The 18,309-nt window shown below is 58.6% G+C and carries 6 protein-coding genes; 3 read left to right on the forward strand and 3 right to left on the reverse strand.

Annotated features, from left to right (window positions below; all coding sequences use genetic code 11):
- Positions 1-23: 23 nt before the first annotated feature.
- Positions 24-2,306 carry an S-layer homology domain-containing protein gene (locus AC1AUD_RS11695; RefSeq protein WP_476574556.1) on the forward strand — a complete coding sequence of 761 codons (2,283 nt, stop codon included), beginning with the start codon at positions 24-26 and terminating at the stop codon, positions 2,304-2,306.
- A gap of 122 nt (positions 2,307-2,428) precedes the next feature.
- On the opposite strand, the gene AC1AUD_RS11700 is transcribed toward AC1AUD_RS11695, so the two are convergent.
- Together AC1AUD_RS11700 and AC1AUD_RS11705 are read right to left on the reverse strand one after the other, a co-directional pair.
- Positions 2,429-4,681 carry an S-layer homology domain-containing protein gene (locus AC1AUD_RS11700; protein WP_476574557.1) on the reverse strand — a complete coding sequence of 751 codons (2,253 nt, stop codon included), beginning with the start codon at positions 4,679-4,681 and terminating at the stop codon, positions 2,429-2,431.
- A 679-nt stretch (positions 4,682-5,360) separates the two neighbouring features.
- Complete coding sequence (locus tag AC1AUD_RS11705; protein ID WP_476574558.1) at positions 5,361-6,263, reverse strand: surface protein A; 903 nt, start codon at positions 6,261-6,263, stop codon at positions 5,361-5,363.
- Between the two features lie 826 nt (positions 6,264-7,089).
- On the opposite strand from AC1AUD_RS11705, the gene AC1AUD_RS11710 reads away from it, so the two are divergent.
- Together AC1AUD_RS11710 and AC1AUD_RS11715 are read left to right on the forward strand one after the other, a co-directional pair.
- Positions 7,090-11,211, forward strand: coding sequence for a family 43 glycosylhydrolase (locus AC1AUD_RS11710; RefSeq protein ID WP_476574559.1), 4,122 nt, complete (start codon positions 7,090-7,092; stop codon positions 11,209-11,211).
- A gap of 368 nt (positions 11,212-11,579) precedes the next feature.
- Positions 11,580-17,675 carry a beta-L-arabinofuranosidase domain-containing protein gene (locus AC1AUD_RS11715; RefSeq protein ID WP_476574560.1) on the forward strand — a complete coding sequence of 2,032 codons (6,096 nt, stop codon included), beginning with the start codon at positions 11,580-11,582 and terminating at the stop codon, positions 17,673-17,675.
- A gap of 157 nt (positions 17,676-17,832) precedes the next feature.
- On the opposite strand, the gene AC1AUD_RS11720 is transcribed toward AC1AUD_RS11715, so the two are convergent.
- Positions 17,833-18,309: DUF4143 domain-containing protein (locus tag AC1AUD_RS11720; RefSeq protein ID WP_476574561.1), on the reverse strand; the 477-nt coding region annotated here is incomplete at its 5' end.

The raw sequence follows: 18,309 nt of genomic DNA on the forward strand, positions 1-18,309 counted from the left end.
CCTAGAAGAAAGGTTCCAGGAACATGACTGGAAACAAGAATGCATGGCGCGCGCCGCTCGCGGGTCTTGCCTCTCTCGCGATGATCGCGACGATGGGCGTGGCCGCGGGAACCGCGAACGCCGCGGGCGTTGTGGCTGGCCCGGACAAGGCCACGGTTACGTTCGACAAGAACGGATACGGTACGGACCTTAGCAATGGCGGCAAGACCGAAGTCACTGCGGCCGATGGCTACAAGGTATTCTCCCCTTATACGATGAATGCCCAGAACGGGGCTCCCGCGGGCTGGGTGTTCACGGGCTGGTACACGTCCGCCGATCTGGGCCAGGGCGAGAAGGTCGACTTCACCAAGCCGTTCTATACCGATACGACTGTGTACGCGCACTGGGCGAAGTCCGGTGACGTGAAGACCGTGCGTTTCAACGATCCGTCCGGAGTGGCCGCGTTCGGAGACTCTGACCAAGATGGCATCGCCAATGGTAGCGGCGATAAGTCCGTGAGTCTCGCTCCGGGCGACAAGCTGGCCTCTTGGGAGGTTCCGGTCGACAACAAGGCAGCGAACAACGCAATCCTCGAGGGCTTCGAAATCGACCGCAAGGATGCCGGCGACCTGACCGCGCTGGTGCCGGGCGCGAAGACCACGCGAGTGACCGTGACCGCGTCCGACGCGCAGAAGGTCACCTTGGCCGGCGCAACCGGTGTGACTGGATACGCCGATCCCGCGGCGTCCTTCGATGTACCCTTCGGAGACCCCGTCGACCTGCCGTCCGCGGTGACCGGGCATGGTAACGACAAGAAGCTCGTCGACACGTGGAATGTGACCGCGATGACGCTTGTGGATGCCAACAAGACCGCCACGCTACCCGCGGACGCGGAATTCTTCTCCGGCGACAGCATTCCCACTGACAAGAACGGCGAGGACGTCAAGGACGTCACCTTGACCGGCACATCGTCCGTTGATGCACCGAAGGCCATCATGGTCGACTACACGCTGAACGGCGCCGAGAACCCCGCCAGTGTGTTCGTGTCCGAGGACGAGTCCGCGCCGACCCCCGAAGTCGACACCCAGGATGGTCTGTTCGAGTTCTCCGGCTGGAAGAAGGACGCCAGCCTGCAGAACCCCTACAACGACGAGGCCGTCAAGGACCTGACCAACGATGGCAATGGACACGTGGCCCTGCATGCCGCACTGACTTGGGCGAACACAACCACCGACATCACTTACACACCGGATTACAGCGGCTCCAAGCCGATCGTGGTGAAGGTCAAGCCGGGAAGCGTGCTCGTCTGGCAGGACGCCCCCGCCCGCGACGGCTACGTGTTCCAAGGCTGGGCCGGCAAGGACAACACCGACCTGGCCAAGAACAAGCTGTACGACAAGAACGCCTGGAACGAGGCCAACAAGACCAACTCCCCGCTCAAGGCCGTCACCGGCTACAACACGTGGACCGCGAAGTGGCTCAACAATGCCCAGGACCAGCTCAACCAGCTGCTCAACCTGCCTGAGAATGCTTATCTCGACAATCAGGCGAAGACCAACTATTTTAACAAAGTCGGCGAAATCAAGAGCGCCATCGGCACGAGCGATTCCGTGGCATTCGTTGACAGCCTGTCCAGGAAGTCCGACAAGACCGTCGCCGCATGGACCAAGGAACTGACCGAGCTGAAGTCCAAGCTGTCCGTCGAAGGCCAGCAGTTCTCCGACGTGTTCGGCGGCGAGTACGGCGCCGGCATCGCCACCCCGCACGCCGACGCGATCAATTTCGCAGCCGTGAGGGGACTGGTCGGCGGCTTCGCCGACGGCACGTTCCACCCGCAGTCCACGATGAAGCGTCAGGACTTCGCCGCGTTCCTGTACCGTCTGGCCGGCAGCCCGGAGTACACGCCGGCCGCCTCCGACAACATCTTCGCGGATGTGAACGAGTCGACCCCGCATTACAAGGAGATCCTGTGGGCCGCGAAGAACGGCATCATCAAGGGCTTCGCGGACGGCACGTTCCGCGGCATGAGCCTGGTCAACCGCCAGGACGCGGCCGCGTTCTTCTACCGTCTGGCCGGCGAGCCCGAGTTCGACGTCGCGAAGGCCGGCAAGACCTTCTCCGACGTGGACCCGGCCTCGAACGCGAACCACGAGAAGGAAGTACTGTGGGCCGCCAACACCGTCGTCAGCATCAACGAGGACGGCTTCACGTATGACGGCGCGATCGCCCAGGGCTATCCGAACGGCGTGTTCGCCGGCACGAACACCCTGCTTCGCCAGGACGGCGCCGCGTTCATCGCCCGCATGTACGCCTACCTCAACAAGTGAGAAACAGTCTCTATTCGCTGAGATAGCGTAGACATAGCAAGAGAGAGGCTCCTCCAACCCGTTTGGGTTGGAGGAGCCTCCCTCTTGCTATGTCTTAGGCTACTTCACGGGAGTCGCGGGACTCACTGGAGGTACTTGGCGACGGTGGTGCGGTTGAGGAACGCGGCGGCGTCCTGGCGCACGATGTTCTTCATGCCACGGAAGGTGCCGTCGGCGTAGCCGCGCACGATGCCCTTGCTGGCGGCCCACAGGACCGCGGTCGCGTGGTTGGCCTCGTCGCCGGCGGTCACGTCGGAGAAGCTGGACGTGGTGGCCTTGAAGGTCGGGCTGCCGGCCAGGCGGTAGAGCATGGCGGCGGCGTCCTGGCGCTTGATGTTGTCCAAGCCGCGGAACGTGCCGTCCGCGAAGCCGCCGATGATGCCGTTGGACGCGGCCCACAGCACGGCCTTGGAGTGGTTGGCCTCGTCGCCGGCGGTCACGTCGGTGAACGTCTTGGTGGCCTTGGCCTCGTCGAAGGCGGGCTCGCCGGCCAGACGGTACATGAACGCGGCGAAGTCCTGGCGCTTGATCTGGTTCATGCCGCGGAACGTGCCGTCGGCGTAGCCCTTGATCACGCCCTGGGCGGTCAGGCTCAGGATGTCCGTGTAGTGCGGGGTCAGCGCGTCCACGTCCGTGTACGCGCCAGCCAATTCGGGCACGACCACCAGAGCGGCCTTCGCAGCCGACAGGGTGTCGACGTACGCCTTGGCCTCGGCCTCGGACATGTCCTCGTCGCTCACCGCGTACTTGCCGTCGCTGTCGGGCGTGACGCCGGACTTATCGAGGACGGCCTCGCGCGCGGCCTTGTACTTGGCCCAGGAGGCGTCGGTGTACATGCGGGCGCCGAAGATGGCGTTGAGTCCTTCGTTGACGCGGGTGTTCTTCAGGTTGAGCAGATCATTGAGTTCGGCGTACAGGGTCGACTCCCACTTCGCGTAGAACGTGACCTTGCCGTTGGCGGTCTCGACCTTCTTCTTGGTGACGGATGCGGTGCCGGTGGTGAAGGCGACCTTGGTGTCCTTGCTCACCTGCACGTCCAGCACGGAGCCGCCGTTGTTCTTGTTGGCGTACCAGCCGCGGAACGTGTATCCGTCGCGCGTCGGGGCCGGCAGGGTGTCGCCCAGGTAGGCGCCGTCGGACAGGGAGACGGTGGCCTTCTCGGAGCCGGCGTAGTTCGGGTCGTAGGTGACCTTGATGGAATCGGCGGCGGCTTCGAACTTCGCGTAGGCGTTGCCCTCGCGGTTGTTGCCATAGGTCTCGTAGAAGTCGTAGTTGCTCACGTACTCGAGCGGCTTGGCGAACTTGCCGGAGATCGTGTCGTACTGGGCGTACCAGCCGGCGAACTGCTCGTCCTTCTCCTTGACGGTCTCGAAGCCCTTGAGCGCGGACAGGTCGAAGCCCTTCGCCAGATCGACGTCGGACTTCGCGAAGTACACGGCGGTGTAGCCGGCATAGGTCAGCGAGGTCGTGCCGTCGTAGGCGAAGACGTCGGCCTTGTACACCTCGGTGGCGTTGCCGTCGGGCGTGTAGTTCACGTTGTCAGTGGTCTTCCACTTGGAGATCTGCTGCGGGCCGTTGCCGTCGGTGTAGTAGACGGTCGGGGCCTCCGCGTCGGCGGCGACCTTCACGCTGGTGGTGGTGACCGCGGTCGCGCCCTCGCTCCACTGGACGTCGTCCACGCTGCCCGCGGGGGTGAAGGTATAGGTCTTCACATGCTCGGCGTAATCCGGGCGCAGGGAGTCGCCGGGCTGCACGGTGGCGAAGTCGGTCACGGCGACGCCCTTGTTGGTCCAGCCGGCGAACAGGCCCGTGCCGGCGCTGGTGATGGAATACTGCCACGAGGCAAGCTGGTCGCCCGGCGCCAGCTTCACGACCTTGTCATTGCCATTGGTGGTGATGATTTGGGACGCAGACGTCCATCCGGTCGTGTACTTATCGGCGTTCTCGAACACGACCTCGTACTTGTCGTTGTCCGCGGAGGCGTAGTGGGCGGTCAGGGTCACGTCGCCCTCGAGCTCGGTGTCCGGGCCCACGGCCTGCTTGGAATCAGCCTCGTACCAGCCGGTGAACACCTTGCCCGCGGGAGCGGTCACATTGAAGTGCGCGGTGTCGTACAGCCAGGCGAGCTTGCCGTCGTTAGCGCCGTCGCCGGCGGTGCTGTCGTCGTAGAGCTTGGTCGCGACGCCGTCGACCTGTCCGCCGTTCGCGTTCAGCGTGGCCTTCACGTCAGGCATCGCGGCGTTTGCGCTCAAAGCGGTCACGCCCATCGTCGCGATCATCGCGAGAGAGGCAAGACCCGCGAGCGGCGCGCGCCATGCATTCTTGTTTCCAGTCATGTTCCTGGAACCTTTCTTCTAGGGACATAGGTTTCATAAGTGATGTGTGGCTGGAGAGCTTGGAAAAACTAGACGTTAGGATGAGGCTAATTGTCATCGGCTGTCGTGAGCACGTATGGACACGATAGCGATGGTGCTGGCAGCTGCTGATGGCTGGAATTGTGCGGAAAACAGTTCATAGTGAGAAAACGCAAAGCCCGATGGCATGGACACGTGTCAGACACGATGCCGTGAAGCCGGCTGAGAAAACGTTTATCGAGGATTTTTGCTGGAAAAGGGCGGTGCGGGGCATCTTTGGAAACGTGTAAGGACTCAAGCGCCAGATAGCGAAGGAAAGATCGTGAATTATGAAGTTGTCGGAGGGGGACCCCGAGTGTTCGAGCGCCGTAGAACATCCATTGTGTAGGTTCTGTTGGCTGTTTGGGGCTTCTGTTGGTAGGCAAGGATAGCAACGCGTAACCGACGAATCGGAAAACGACGAAATCCTGCGGTTCTTGTCAGGCTTTCAATCTTAGGGAGGGAGATATTTACCAACAGAAGCCCAAAACAGCCAACAGTTTGCGCTTAGCGTCTTCGGAAATGAGTCCAAACGCGTAGTGAAGCTATCCGTATACAAAAAGTCCGACATACATATGATGTAAGCCGGACTGAAACGCAAATATGGATTGCTATGTCCTAATTACAGATGCTCGCAATTCCTGCAGAGACGGTTATATCCGGCCCGCTGCGCGTCTGCCAACGAGCCGCTGCGAACATGCGTCCAGGTTGCGCTTCTCAATGAGGGGCAATTTTCATGCGTGTGATACACGCCCGCATGGCTGGTTGTGACCCACCACACGGTCCCCGTCACCGTCGGATTCTCCGGCACGACGTTGCCGCCGTTGCCGTTGCCGACGTTCCCCTCCGCGTGCCGTCCCGTCACCTGGTCGAAGTTGACCCAACGGTTCCAGTCGGGTACCCACGTTCTGCCGTGTGCCATCGCGCCGGTGTTCTGATCGAAGTAGTACCAAGCCCCGTCCTGATAGTCGAGTCCCTTGACCATCTTGCCGGTGGTGCGGTCGTAGCGCACCCACTTGCCGCCGGAGGAGCGCACGAAAGTGTCGCCGTGGAACATCGCACCGGTGTGTTCATCGAACAGATACCAGCCGGTGTGCTCGGCATCGTAATCCACCCAGCGTTCGCCATGGGCCATCTGACCGGTGATCCAGTCGTAATACACCCACTTGCCGCCATTGCTGGGAACGAATTTCATGCCTTTGGCCATCGCGCCGGTGACCGGATCGAAGTAGTACCAGCCGCCGTTGCGGAAGTCCTCGCCCTTGATCATGTGCCCGTTGGCGTCGTAGCGCACCCACTTGCCGCCGTTGCTGTGTTGGAACACGTCTTTGTTGCGCGCCATGGTGCCGTCGGCGTCAATCCAATACCATGCGTTCAAGCCCGGGTCGAAGATCTCCTTGGACTGGGCCATGACGCCGTCGTCGAACCAGTATTTGTTGCCGTTGGACTCGACCCAGCCGGTGCCGCCTTCCGGTGCGGTTGGCTGCGCTGGTGCAGCGTTGGCGGTCGAGACCGGTGCAATCATGGCTAGTGTCGCCGCTGCAACGGCAATTAGTTTCGTCATGTGCGATCGAACGTTCATATAGACTCCTTTGCCGAGAGATTGAACGCCGCCTCAGCAAGTTCTCAAAATATGCTGAACGGATACCGATAATGGTACTCGTGCGTCGCGCGCCATGCTGTAGGTTGTGCTGGCTGGTTTGAGAATGGGCATCCTCAGAAGGGGTCTGGGGCGTTGAACTTTTTGCCCGCATGCTGAACGGCGAGGAATATCTAAAGTGGTTGCGTAGCGCTGATTTCTCTGGCTAGTTATTGTTTCGTTATATTCGTCGCCGATATGTTATGGAAAAGTTATATTGGTTGAGCGGTCATAGATGGTTGCGTTACCATTGGCATAAATTAGGGGTAATTAAAGTGCTGATAGGTGGGGTGGTTGCGTGATTTTGGAGGACTGAGCGCACATTCTTCATGTTCGCTTACGATAGCCTAGATATACGTTTGTTAACCCTAACATCCGTTGGGAACCCGGCTCTGTCATGGAGTTGAGTGACAAGCGAAACAGATAGTAGGTTTGTTCGTCGAACCCTCCAAACGGCGCAGTGATGCAATCCGATGGAGGTTGCCCCCCCCCCTTAGGGCTTCCTATGCCCTAGGACAGGCAGATGTTTGGCGGGCAGAGTGGCCAAGCGGAGAAAGCACTCCGCTTTTGAGACTCTTGAGGAGGAGTGTCGATGAGGTCATTATTCACGAGGGGAGGGGGTAGACGTTTAGCGGCTATGACTGTCGCTGCGGCCACCTTACTCTCGGGCGCAATAGTTGCGTCTGCCAGTGCAGAAGAAACCACACCTAACATGTTGGGCGATGCGACAGTGTCGCCCCTTGCTTCACCCGTCGCCGCGGCTGATGAGGCTGACGGCAGCAACGGGTATCTGTGGCTGCATTTCGAGGCCACAGATTACGAGAAAATCTATTATGGCTACAGCTCCGATGGTGCGAGCTGGCGCAAGCTGAACAACAACCAGCCGTTGATCACCTCCAACGTCGCCAATAAGGGCATTCGTGATCCGCACCTCATCAAGTTGCAGACACCAGATGCTGATGGCTATAAGTATGTGATGATCGGCACCGACCTGCATGCCGAAGGTTCGGCGGGCGGCAAGGGCTGGAGCCAGCAGTCCCAGAACCTCATCGTTTCCCGTTCCAAGGATTTGGTGACTTGGACCGCTGCTGAAGCCGTCAAGGGTGGCTGGGATAATGCCGACCGTATGTGGGCGCCTGAAGCCATCTATGATCCCGAGACTGACGATTACTTGGTCTACTATTCCTCCAAGCCGAAGGGTGGCGATCTGCTGGGTGTGTATGCTGTGCGCACCAAGGACTTCAAGACCTTCACCCAGCCCGAGGGAACCACGGGCGATCCGAAGCCGTGGGTGTATCAAGGCACCACCACTGACGGTGCGAACACCAAGGAGAACATCATCGACTCCACCATCGTCAAGGGCGATGACGGCGACTATTACCGCTTCTCCACCTCCGACTGGAGCACTGTGGTCGACACCGCCAAGACTTTGGATGGCAAGTGGACACGTATCGTCGAGCGTGACTCCGATGTGAAGGACGACGGTACCTCTCGTATCACCGGCGACAAGGTGACGATGAACACGTCCAAGGCTGGTCTCGGTGGCATCGAGGGCTTGACCGTGTTCCAGAAGCCCGACGGTTCCTGGGTCATCATGGGCGATAACCAAGGCTATAAGGCCCGTACTATCGCCAATCTTTCTGACCTGAAAAAGGGCGTTGCGCCGAAGACGATGACCACGCACTTCCCGAAGCGCTTCCGTCATGGAACCATTGTGCCGTTGACGGCTGCTGAAAAGCAGACGGTGCTCAAGGCCTACGACGATGCTGCTGATGCGAAGATTCCGGACCAAGCTGGTTCCGAACCTATTGCTCAGTATGACTTCGAAAATGCCGAGAGCCGCGGTGAGGACACCAAGGGCGACAACAATTTGACCTTCTCCGGTGAGCCTGAGTTCGGTGTGCCGGGCGATTGGAACACCAATGTGATGCAGCTGCGTCCGAACAAGAAGTCCTACGCGCAGTTCCCGACCGGCATGTTCGATGGCCGTGATTCCTTCACGCTGGAGTTCGAGTCGAAGTCGCGTGCCTCCAATGGCAACTTCTTCTCCTTCGCCATTGGCAACAGCGATCAGAAGTACATCATCATCCGTTTGCGTGGTGCGCAGTTGTACACTGCCATCACCGATCAGACATATTCGGCTGAACAGGGTGCCACCGCCAATGTGAATACCTTGAATTGGCATAAGTATGTCATCACCGTTGAGCCGCATCGCATTGCAGTGTATGCAGACAACCAGCTGGTTGGTGAGAACACCAACATCACGGTGAACGTCTCCGATCTTGGCAAGAACCTCAAGGCGTACATCGGCAAGTCGGTCTATGCGGCGGATGGATATTGGAACGGCGGCGTGGACAAGATTAAGGTTTACAACTATGCCCGCTCCATGCGCGATATGCTCGGCGATGTCACGGTGAAGTCTGCTGTGATGGGCACGGTTCCGGCTAATCCTTCCGGGGAAGTCGGCACTGATGGCCATACGGCGCTGTATGCCAAGGTGGATGCTGCTACGGGCACTATCACGCCGACGCTGAACCGACGCGCTGAAGGCAAGCTGGCTAACACGCCAGTGGCCATCAAGCTCAACCGCAATGACGTGGCGACAAATGTCACGCTGGATGGACAGCGTTTCGGCGCCTTGTCGGCTGATAAGTACACCGTCTCTGGCGAGATTGATGCCACAAAGGACCACAAGCTTGTGGTTTCCTCTACTGAGGAAGATGGCACTCAGGTCGCCAAGGAGTGGACGCTGAAGGCGGCCGAGATCTCGAACAACCCGGTGCTGCCCGGCCAGTATGCCGATCCCGACATCGACTACTTCCCGGAGACCGGCAAGTTCTGGCTCTATCCGACCACCGACGGTTTTAAGAGTTGGAGCGGCAACTACTTCCACGCTTTCAGCTCCACCGATATGGTGAACTGGACGGATGAGGGTGTGATTCTTGACGTCAATAAGGAGAACGAAAACAATAAAGTCGACTATGATGGTTCTAAGGTCGACAACATTGCTTTCTCCAAGTGGTCCGTTGGCTCCGCGTGGGCACCGACCATCGAGGCCAAGAAGATCAACGGCAAGATGCAGTACTTCTATTATTACTGCGCCAAGAAGCCGGGCGGCGAGTCCGCCATCGGTGTGGCCGTTGCCGATAATCCTGCGGGTCCGTTCAAGCCGGCCGAACAGCCTCTGGTCAATCGGACTATGAAGAACGGCAAGACTGGCGACGTGACGGTCGGTCAGGCCATCGATCCGTCGATTTTCACCGATCCGGACACCGGTAAGTCGTACATTCTCTATGGCAACGGTTCTGCCGCCATCGCCGAGCTGGGTGAGGACATGATGTCCATCGTGCCGGACACCGTACGCTATATCAACGGCCTTACGGGCTTCCGCGAGTCCGTGGTCGTGATGAAGCGTGACGGCAAGTATCACTGGACTTGGACCTGCGATGATGCCAACAGCGAGAACTACCACGTCAACTACGGTGTCTCCGATTCGCTGGAAGGCAACATCACCGTGAAAACGGAATGGCTGGTCGGCAAGGACAAGGCCAACGGCATCCAGGGCACTGGGCATCAGTCCGACGTGACCTTCACCGATGGCACCGGTCGCGAACGCACGTTCATGGCTTACCACCGCCATTACACACCGGTGGGCGTCTACACCGATGGACTTGGCTATCACCGCGAGACCGCCATCAGCGAGATCGCCTTCAAGGATGGTCTGATGCAAAAGGTCGATGTGACCAAGGACATCGAGCCCGTGCAGATGGCCAAGACCGATTACTCGAAGCTAGAAGCGGCCGTCAAGGACGCCAAGGCGCTCAAGGAATCGGACTACACGGCTGAGTCGTGGAAGGCCTTTAAGGATTCCGGCGTGCTTGCCACAGCTGAGAAGACCCTCGTCACTAAGGGTGAGAAGGTCACCGCCTATCAGATTGAGGTCGACGCGGCTCTGGAGGCGCTCACAACCGCCAAGGCTGGTTTGAAGGTTGAAGAGCCCGGACCGACTCCTGATCCGACTCCTGGTGGCAATGGTGGTGGCACTGTGACGCCGTCGGAGCCTGAGGTTGTTGTTCCTCCGTCTAACACCGAGCTTGGTTTTGGCGAGAATCTTGATCTGGGTGGCGTCAAGGTTGATTTCGGTGACGGCAAGACCGTGGGGGCTGAGGATGTGACGGTGTCGGGTTACGACGCGTCCAAGCCGGGAAAACAGACCGTGACTTTGACCTCGAAGGACGATACGTCCAAAAAGGTGACCATTGAGGTGTTGGTGATGTTCAGGGACGTCGATGACTCCACGCCTCACCATGAGGAGATCAAGGCGATCCTTGAGCATGGCATCACGCGTGGTTTCGCGGATGGCACGTTCCAGGGTATGTCGACTCTGAAGCGTCAGGATTTGGCCGCGTTCCTGTATCGTCTTGCCGGTCAGCCTGATTATGAGCCTGCGGAGGCGGATTTCGTGTTCGCCGACGTGACCAAGGACACTCCGCATTACAGGGAGATCCTATGGGCCGCGAAGCAGGGCGTCATCCAGGGCTACACGGCCGCGGATGGCACGCGCACGTATGCCGGTGGCGCTGACATCAAGCGTCAGGATTTAATTGCGATGCTGTATCGCCTGGCTGGCAGTCCGCGGGTGGAGGATGGCGCGTCGTTCTCCGACGTGTCCGCTGACACCCCGCATCATGAGGCGATCGCGTGGGCGAAGTCGGCCGGTGTGACGACCGGCTTCTCTGATGGCACGTTCAAGGGCGGCAACACGATCGTGCGCCAGGACACGGCAGCGTTCCTCGGCCGCGTAATCGACAAGGACCTCGTCGACATCAAGTAATGGCGCGAGGGAATTGAAGGCCGAAGGCCGGTTGGAGGGCACTATGTTGGTGCTCTCCAACCGGCCTTTTCCGTAGTGCGTCATCCTTGTTTGAAAGATTGTTGCTTACGGGGTGGGAGCGAACATCAACAGTGTTCGTTTCGGGTATATTGATGGCAGCTCGGTAGGTGTTCCGCGGGTTGGATGCGTTGACGCATCGGCTCGTAGGAATGCTGAAAAGCCGCCAAAATGGTTGTCTCGTCAGTCGCGACGGCGAGACGATGCGGCGGTTCCTTCCTCGGATAAAAGTTGTTCGGGGGGGGGGCTTCTGATAACAGTTCGATAACTTTTCGGCTGTTCTGGCGGTGGGCTCGACATATCGAATAACGATGGTGCTTGGATGGCGTGCGGTGCTGTACGCCGACTTGGCGGCATCGGGGCTTTCAAAGGAGGTTCGGATGAAGCCCCAAAAAAGACATGCAGTGGGCAAACGCTTGGTTGCGATTGCCGCCGTGCTGCCTATGGTTCTTGCGGTGATGCCTGCGACCACTGCGGTTGCGGCGGAGCTGCAGGTGGGGGATAGCGGCATGACCGCCGTCACCGCCGATGACAATAAGGTGCTGGGACTGACGTTCGATAACGACAACCTGACTGATTCCAGCACAGGCGAGAACAAGGTTGAAAAAACCAAAGGTGAGATTACTTATCCCGACGGTGTGAGTGGCAATGGTGCGAACTTCGCTGACGCCGCTGTTTCCCTCGGCGCATCCGATACGTTGCAGCCCAAGGATTTGACGCTATCGTTCTGGTACAAGCCGAACGCTGCGATCACCACTGAGCAGATTCTGATGTGGACCAAGGGCGAATACAACCAGGACGGCTGGTACCTTTCCGCCAACGCCGAAGCTAAGCCGCTGGTGCTGTCCATCGGCGCTAAAGGCACCGGCACGCAGCCCGCCGAATTCGTGATGGACGGCAAGCGTTCCGAGATCTTCAAGGCCGGCCAGTGGACGCATGTGATGGTCACCTGGGACGACGCTGCGAAGACCGCGGCCTTCTATATCAACGGCATCAAGCAGTCATCGCACACCGACGGCGACCAGAACGCCGGCAAAACCGTCAACCCCACCGCCGACACCAAGTATATCGGCTGGAACGGCGCGCATAACAACGCCGGCACCCTCAACGGTGTGCTCGACGAGGTGGAGCTGTGGAACGTCGTGGCCAACACCACCGACGTGGAACGCGAGGTTAAGGTCGGCGATACTGATTTCGATGCGGCCGACGTGGCTACCGACGCGCTGAACAAGCTGAGCATCCCCGCCAACGCCACCAGCAACCTCACGCTGCCGGCCGAGGCCGCCAACGGCACTACCATCACGTGGGCCACCGATACCCAAGGTGTCATCTCCTCCACGGGCACAGTGACTCGCCCGGCCGAGGGTGAGGAAGATGCCACAGTGACTCTGACCGCCACCGGCGTCTATGGTTCCAAGAAGGTCACCAAGACCTTCACCGTCACCGTGCCGGCCGCTGGCAAGCAGGAAGATCAGACATTCTCTGAGAAGTATCTCGCGGAATCCGACATGTCCAATGTCGAGGTTGCCGATGCTTACATGACCAACGCTGCCAAGAAGGAGATTACTTATCTTGACTCCTTTGAGACTGACCGTTTGCTAGTGGAGTTTAATCGTGTTTCTGGTTTGCCGATTAAGGAAGGCACGAAGAACTACGGTGGCTGGGAATGCGGCCAAGAGGCGAAATATAACGGTGACGAAGACCCCAAGGGTTGTGACCACGGTAAGTTTACGGGTCATTTTATTGGCCACTATCTTTCGGCTATCTCTGAGGCGCAGCGTGCCACGTTTGCTACCCCAGAGCAGAAAGCGCAGCTTGCCAAGAAGCAGACCGAGCTGGTGAAAGGCATTCGTGCCGCTCAGCAGGCATATGCTAAGAAGGATTCTGCGAATGCTGGTTATCTACCTGCATTCGAAGTGAAATTCGTGCCCAACGGTTCCTGGCCTACGTTGGTTGTGCCGTTCTATAACCTGCACAAGATCGAACAAGGATTGGTTCACGCCTACCTGTATTCCACTGATGACGAAACGCGCGAGCAGGCTAAGGCAGCTGCCGTTGATTTCGCTAAATGGATAGTGGCGTGGAAGAACGCTCACAAAAACGTCAATATGCTGAGCACTGAATATGGTGGCATGAACGATGCCCTGTATCAGGTTGCAGAAATTGCCGATCCGGCTGATAAGCAGACAGTACTGACCGCAGCGCATATGTTCGACGAGACCACGTTGTTTGAAAAGTTGGCTGCGGGTCAAGATCCATTGAATAAGTTGCACGCGAACACCACCATCCCCAAGCTTGTGGGCGCAATGCAGCGTTATGTGGCCTATACCGAGGACCAGGAGCTTTATGATTCCCTGTCTGAAGATGAGCAGGGCAAGCTGACTAGCCTGTATCTGGCTGCGGCCAAGAACTTCTTTGACATCGTGGTGAATCACCACACCTATGTCAATGGTGGAAACTCGCAGTCCGAGCATTTCCACGTGGCCGACCAGCTATGGAAGGATGCGACGCAGAACGGCGACCCCGTGAACGGCGGCGGCTATACCAACAACTCCACGGTGGAAACCTGCAATGAGCACAACATGCTCAAGCTGGCGCGTTTGCTCTTCCAAGTGACGCATGAGGCGAAGTACTCCGAGTATTACGAGCACACGTTCATCAACTCGATTCTGCCGTCACAGAATCCGGAAACCGGTATGACCACCTATTTCCAGCCTATGAAGGCCGGCTATCCGAAGGTGTTCGGCACGGAGTACGGCGAGTTCTGGTGCTGCCAGGGAACGGGCATCGAGAACTTCGCGAAGCTCAATGATTCGATGTGGTTCACCGACGAGAACGACGTGTATGTGAACATGTTCCTTTCGTCCACGTTCACCGACAAGCGACACGGTCTGAAGATTACGCAGAACGCGAATGTGCCGAAGCAGACGATGGTGACGTTCGAGGTCGCCAAGCTCGACAAGGGCGCAGCGGCAGGCGCGTCCGGTTCGGCGAATCTGATGCTGCGCGTGCCCGAATGGACCACTGATGCCGCCAAGCTCACGAAGAATGGCCAGTCGGTGACGCTTGAGAAGAACGCCCAGGGTTGGGTGTCTGTGCCGGTGCAGGCTGGCGACAAGCTCAGCTATGAGCTGCCCGCCAAGCTGCAGGCGCATGCCGCGCAAGATAATGCTAACTGGGTGGCATTCACCTATGGCCCCTATGTGTTGGCGGGTTCCCTGCGTAAAACCAACCCGGAGAATAATTGGGGCTATGGCGGTGTGCTGGTGCGTTCGGCGGCCTATGACGCTGCGTCGAATGCGATGGCCCAGATTTTCCCGGCGGCTCAGACTCCTGCCGAATGGGTGAAGAATATCGAACAGAATCTTGTGCGAACTGACGATCCCAACGACGGTAAGGACTTGAGCTTCGAGTTCCGCAATGTCGAGGGCGAGGCGGCTTCAATCAAGCTCCAGCCATACAAGACGCTGTACGAGACCACATATGCGATCTACTGGGATTTGGCTGAGGTGGATTCCGAGGCCTATCAACAGCAAATTCTGTCAAGCAAGACCGAAGAGCGCGACAATGCTTTCAATACAGAAGCTGTTACGCAATTCGACAATCAGGAACAGAACGAGGGCCTGTATAACTTCCGCCGCAACAATTCCACTGCCGGTGAATATAACGGTGAACAATATCGCCAAGCCGAACTTAAGGACGGCTGGTTCTCCTACGATCTCAAGGTCGATTCAAAGGCCGCGAAGAATTATGTGGGAGTTCGCCTTGTTGACGCCGATAACGGTCGCGACAGTTTCGATATGTGGATCGACCCGACGCCCGTGACCGATCAGGGTCAGCAGGCGGCTGGCGAGATGAGTTCTGCAGCGAAGAAGTTCACGGTCAAGTACTCTGCCTCCAAGAGCGGATTCTATTGGGTGAATACCGAGATCCCTGCTGATCTGATGAAACAAGTCAAGGATGGCAAGGTGCGCGTGAAGTTCGTGGCGAATAGCTCAACTCAGGTCGTGGTTGGCGGCGTCTATGGCGTGCGCACCACCACGGCGGAGGACTATTCCGCCAATGCCAAGCTGAAGAACCTTACGTTCGACAACGGCGAATGGTTCAACAAAGCCGGCGACAAGGAACAGCCGTTCAAGCCCGCCACCACTGACTACATGCTGAAGGTGCCTGCTGACGCCAAGTTCGTGAAGGCCACCTTTACGGTTGCCGATCCGGGTGCCTATGTGATGGCCAATGGCATCGTGGTTAAGGATGGCGAAAACGATTCTCGTGAGATTGCGCTCGACCAGGATGTGACTGCCCTTAACATCACTTCAGTGGCCCAGGATCATCGGACCACAAAGCGATACATGGTCATCATCGTCAAGGGCGATGCCGAGGTGCCTGAGCAAATCGTCAACGGTGCGTTGGACGAAGTCAGCGGTATCAAGGTGCCTAGCGGCGATGCCAATGCCACCATCACCAAGGCTGAGGGTGCTGATGCCAATCGCGGCAACGTGGTGACACTAAGCGGCGGTTGGGTCGGTGGCACTGCCAGTGCTGATGGTCCTTCCAAGGCAGTGGCCACGATTGCGGACCCGAGTGTGTTCAACACCACCAAGTGGTCGTTCAAGGCTGATGTCAAGCTGGCGGAAGTCGGTGACGTGAAGGCCTCCACGTTGACGATTGGTACCGCTAATCAGGCAATTAACCTGCAGCTTGGCCAAGGCAAGCTTGGCTATGGCAACACCACTGATGGCAACAGCCAGCATTCGGTGAACCTGTCGAGCAAAGCGACGGTCGGCCAGTGGGCTTCCTTCGAAGTGTCCTATGAGGAAACCGATGGCGGCAATGGCAAGGTGTCGGTGAAGCTCAATGGCGCGGAGGTGTTGGCTGCCACTGATATCGGCTTCAAGCTCAGCGAGCAGCAGGGCACGAAGGCGTTCATCGGCCACGGTTACAACACGAGCTTCGTGCAGAATGGCGTTTACGACAACATTCTCGTGATCTCGAAGTCCGAGGAGCCTGAGCCGCCCGCCAAGTCCGACGACGCCACGTTGAAGTCGCTGACCGTTCTTAACCAGTCCGTGGACTTGGAGGCTGCGGCCTCCGAGGCGGGTGCCAAGCTGACGGTGGACGGTATCGCCAACGTGACGGCCAAGGACGTCAAGGCTGTCAAGAACGATGACAAGGCCGCCGATCCGAAGGTCGAGGTGAAGAATAACGTGGTCACTGTCACGGTGACCGCCGAGAACGGCACCACGACCAAGACCTATAAGGTCACGTTGGAACAGAAGGCCCCGGTTATCGTTCCGGTGGAGTCTGTGACGATTGCCGGCGACGGCGTGGTTGATGGTGCGCTGACACTGAAGGTCGGCGAGACCTCCGCGTTGACTGCCACCATTGCTCCGAAGAACGCCACCGACAAGACCGTGACGTGGTCGTCTTCCGACACGAAGATTGCGACGGTAAAAAACGGCAAGGTCACGGCCAAGGCCGAGGGCAATGCCACAATCACTGCAACTGCTGGCGATGTGTCTGCCAACGTGGCCGTCACAGTGACCTCGGACGACAATCCCGATCCTAACCCGGATCCTGAGCCCACTCCAGATCCAACTCCTGGTGGCAATGGTGGGTCCGTCAAGCCGTCGGAGCCTGAGGTTGTCGTGCCTCCTGCTGATACCGAGCTCGGTTTTGGCGAGGATCTCGATCTGGGAGGCGTCAAGGTCGATTTCGGTGACGGCAGGCAGGTCGGCGCCGAGGACCTGACAGTGTCCGGTTATGACGCGGACAAGCCGGGTGTGCAGAAGGTCACGCTCACCTCGAAGGACGATCCGTCCAAGAAGGTGACCATTGAGGTGTTGGTGATGTTCAAGGATGTCGACGATTCCACGCCTCACCATGAGGAGATCAAGACGATCCTCGAGCACGACATCACGCGGGGCTTCGATGATGGCACGTTCCAGGGAATGTCGACTCTGAAGCGTCAGGATTTGGCTGCGTTCCTCTACCGGTTGGCCGGCGAGCCGGACTTCGAGCCTGCCAAGGCGGATTTTGTGTTCGCCGATGTGACCGTGGACACTCCGCATTACAGGGAGATTCTGTGGGCTGCGAAGCAGGGCGTCATCCAGGGCTACACGGCCGCGGATGGCACGCGCACGTTCGCTGGCGGCAGTGAGATCCTGCGCCAGGATATGGTTGCGATGCTCTATCGTTTGGCCGGCGGCCCGGCGGTGAAGGATGATGCGTCCTTCGGGGATGTGTCTGAGTCGACGCCTCATCATGAGGCGATCGAATGGGCGAAGTCGGCTGGTGTGACGACCGGTTTCTCCGATGGCACGTTCCGTGGTGGACAGACGATTGTCCGTCAGGACACCGCCGCGTTCCTCGGCCGCATGATTGACAAGGGCCTCGTCAAGCTCTGACAGGTTTCAAGGCAAGATAAGGGGTGGCGTGCCAGTTGGCGCGCCACCCCTTATCTATGCTGAGCAACAGTATGGGCGGGGTCTGTGGATGTTTTCTTGGAGAGCGAGGCTAAATTGTGCTCAGTTGCGATGGAACGTTAGCCGAGGCGATCGAATGTCAGTTTTCTGCCGCGATCCCTTGCAGTAGCCAGTCCGTCGCGGAGCGGACTTTGGCGCCTTTGGCTTGGTAGCTGGATTCGACGCGGGCTACGACGTACTGTTCCTCCGGTGGTATGTCCAGCCATTGCCCGACCCTGCCCAGGTGCGCGGCGAACCGGTCGTGGTAGGTCTGGCCGGATTTGATCTCGATGAGCTTGCGTCGTGCGTTGTCGGTGAAGTCCAGCAGGTCGACCTCGATCTTCGAGTCATCCCGGTAGAAGAACATTCTCGGCTCGTCGCCGGCGTTGAGGTGGGCCTTGAGGGTTTCGGCGACGATGAGGTTCTCGAACACCGCGCCGAGATGGGGGCTCAGCAGCAATTCGGCGACGCTTCCTATGCCTAGGAGGTGGCAGAGCAGTCCTGTGTCGTGGAAATACAGTTTCGGTGTTTTGACGAGGCGTTTGCTGGCGTTGGCGTAGTAGGGCATGAGCGGGAA

The organism is Bifidobacterium sp. LH_730 (genome assembly GCF_056355835.1).

What these genes read in the sequence shown, in the direction of transcription:
- AC1AUD_RS11695 (WP_476574556.1), top strand. Translation starts at nt 24, where the DNA reads ATGACTGGAAACAAGAATGCATGGCGCGCGCCGCTCGCGGGTCTTGCC.
- AC1AUD_RS11700 (WP_476574557.1), bottom strand. Translation starts at nt 4,681, where the DNA reads ATGACTGGAAACAAGAATGCATGGCGCGCGCCGCTCGCGGGTCTTGCC.
- AC1AUD_RS11705 (WP_476574558.1), bottom strand. Translation starts at nt 6,263, where the DNA reads ATGATTGCACCGGTCTCGACCGCCAACGCTGCACCAGCGCAGCCAACC.
- AC1AUD_RS11710 (WP_476574559.1), top strand. Translation starts at nt 7,090, where the DNA reads ATGTTGGGCGATGCGACAGTGTCGCCCCTTGCTTCACCCGTCGCCGCG.
- AC1AUD_RS11715 (WP_476574560.1), top strand. Translation starts at nt 11,580, where the DNA reads ATGGTGCTTGGATGGCGTGCGGTGCTGTACGCCGACTTGGCGGCATCG.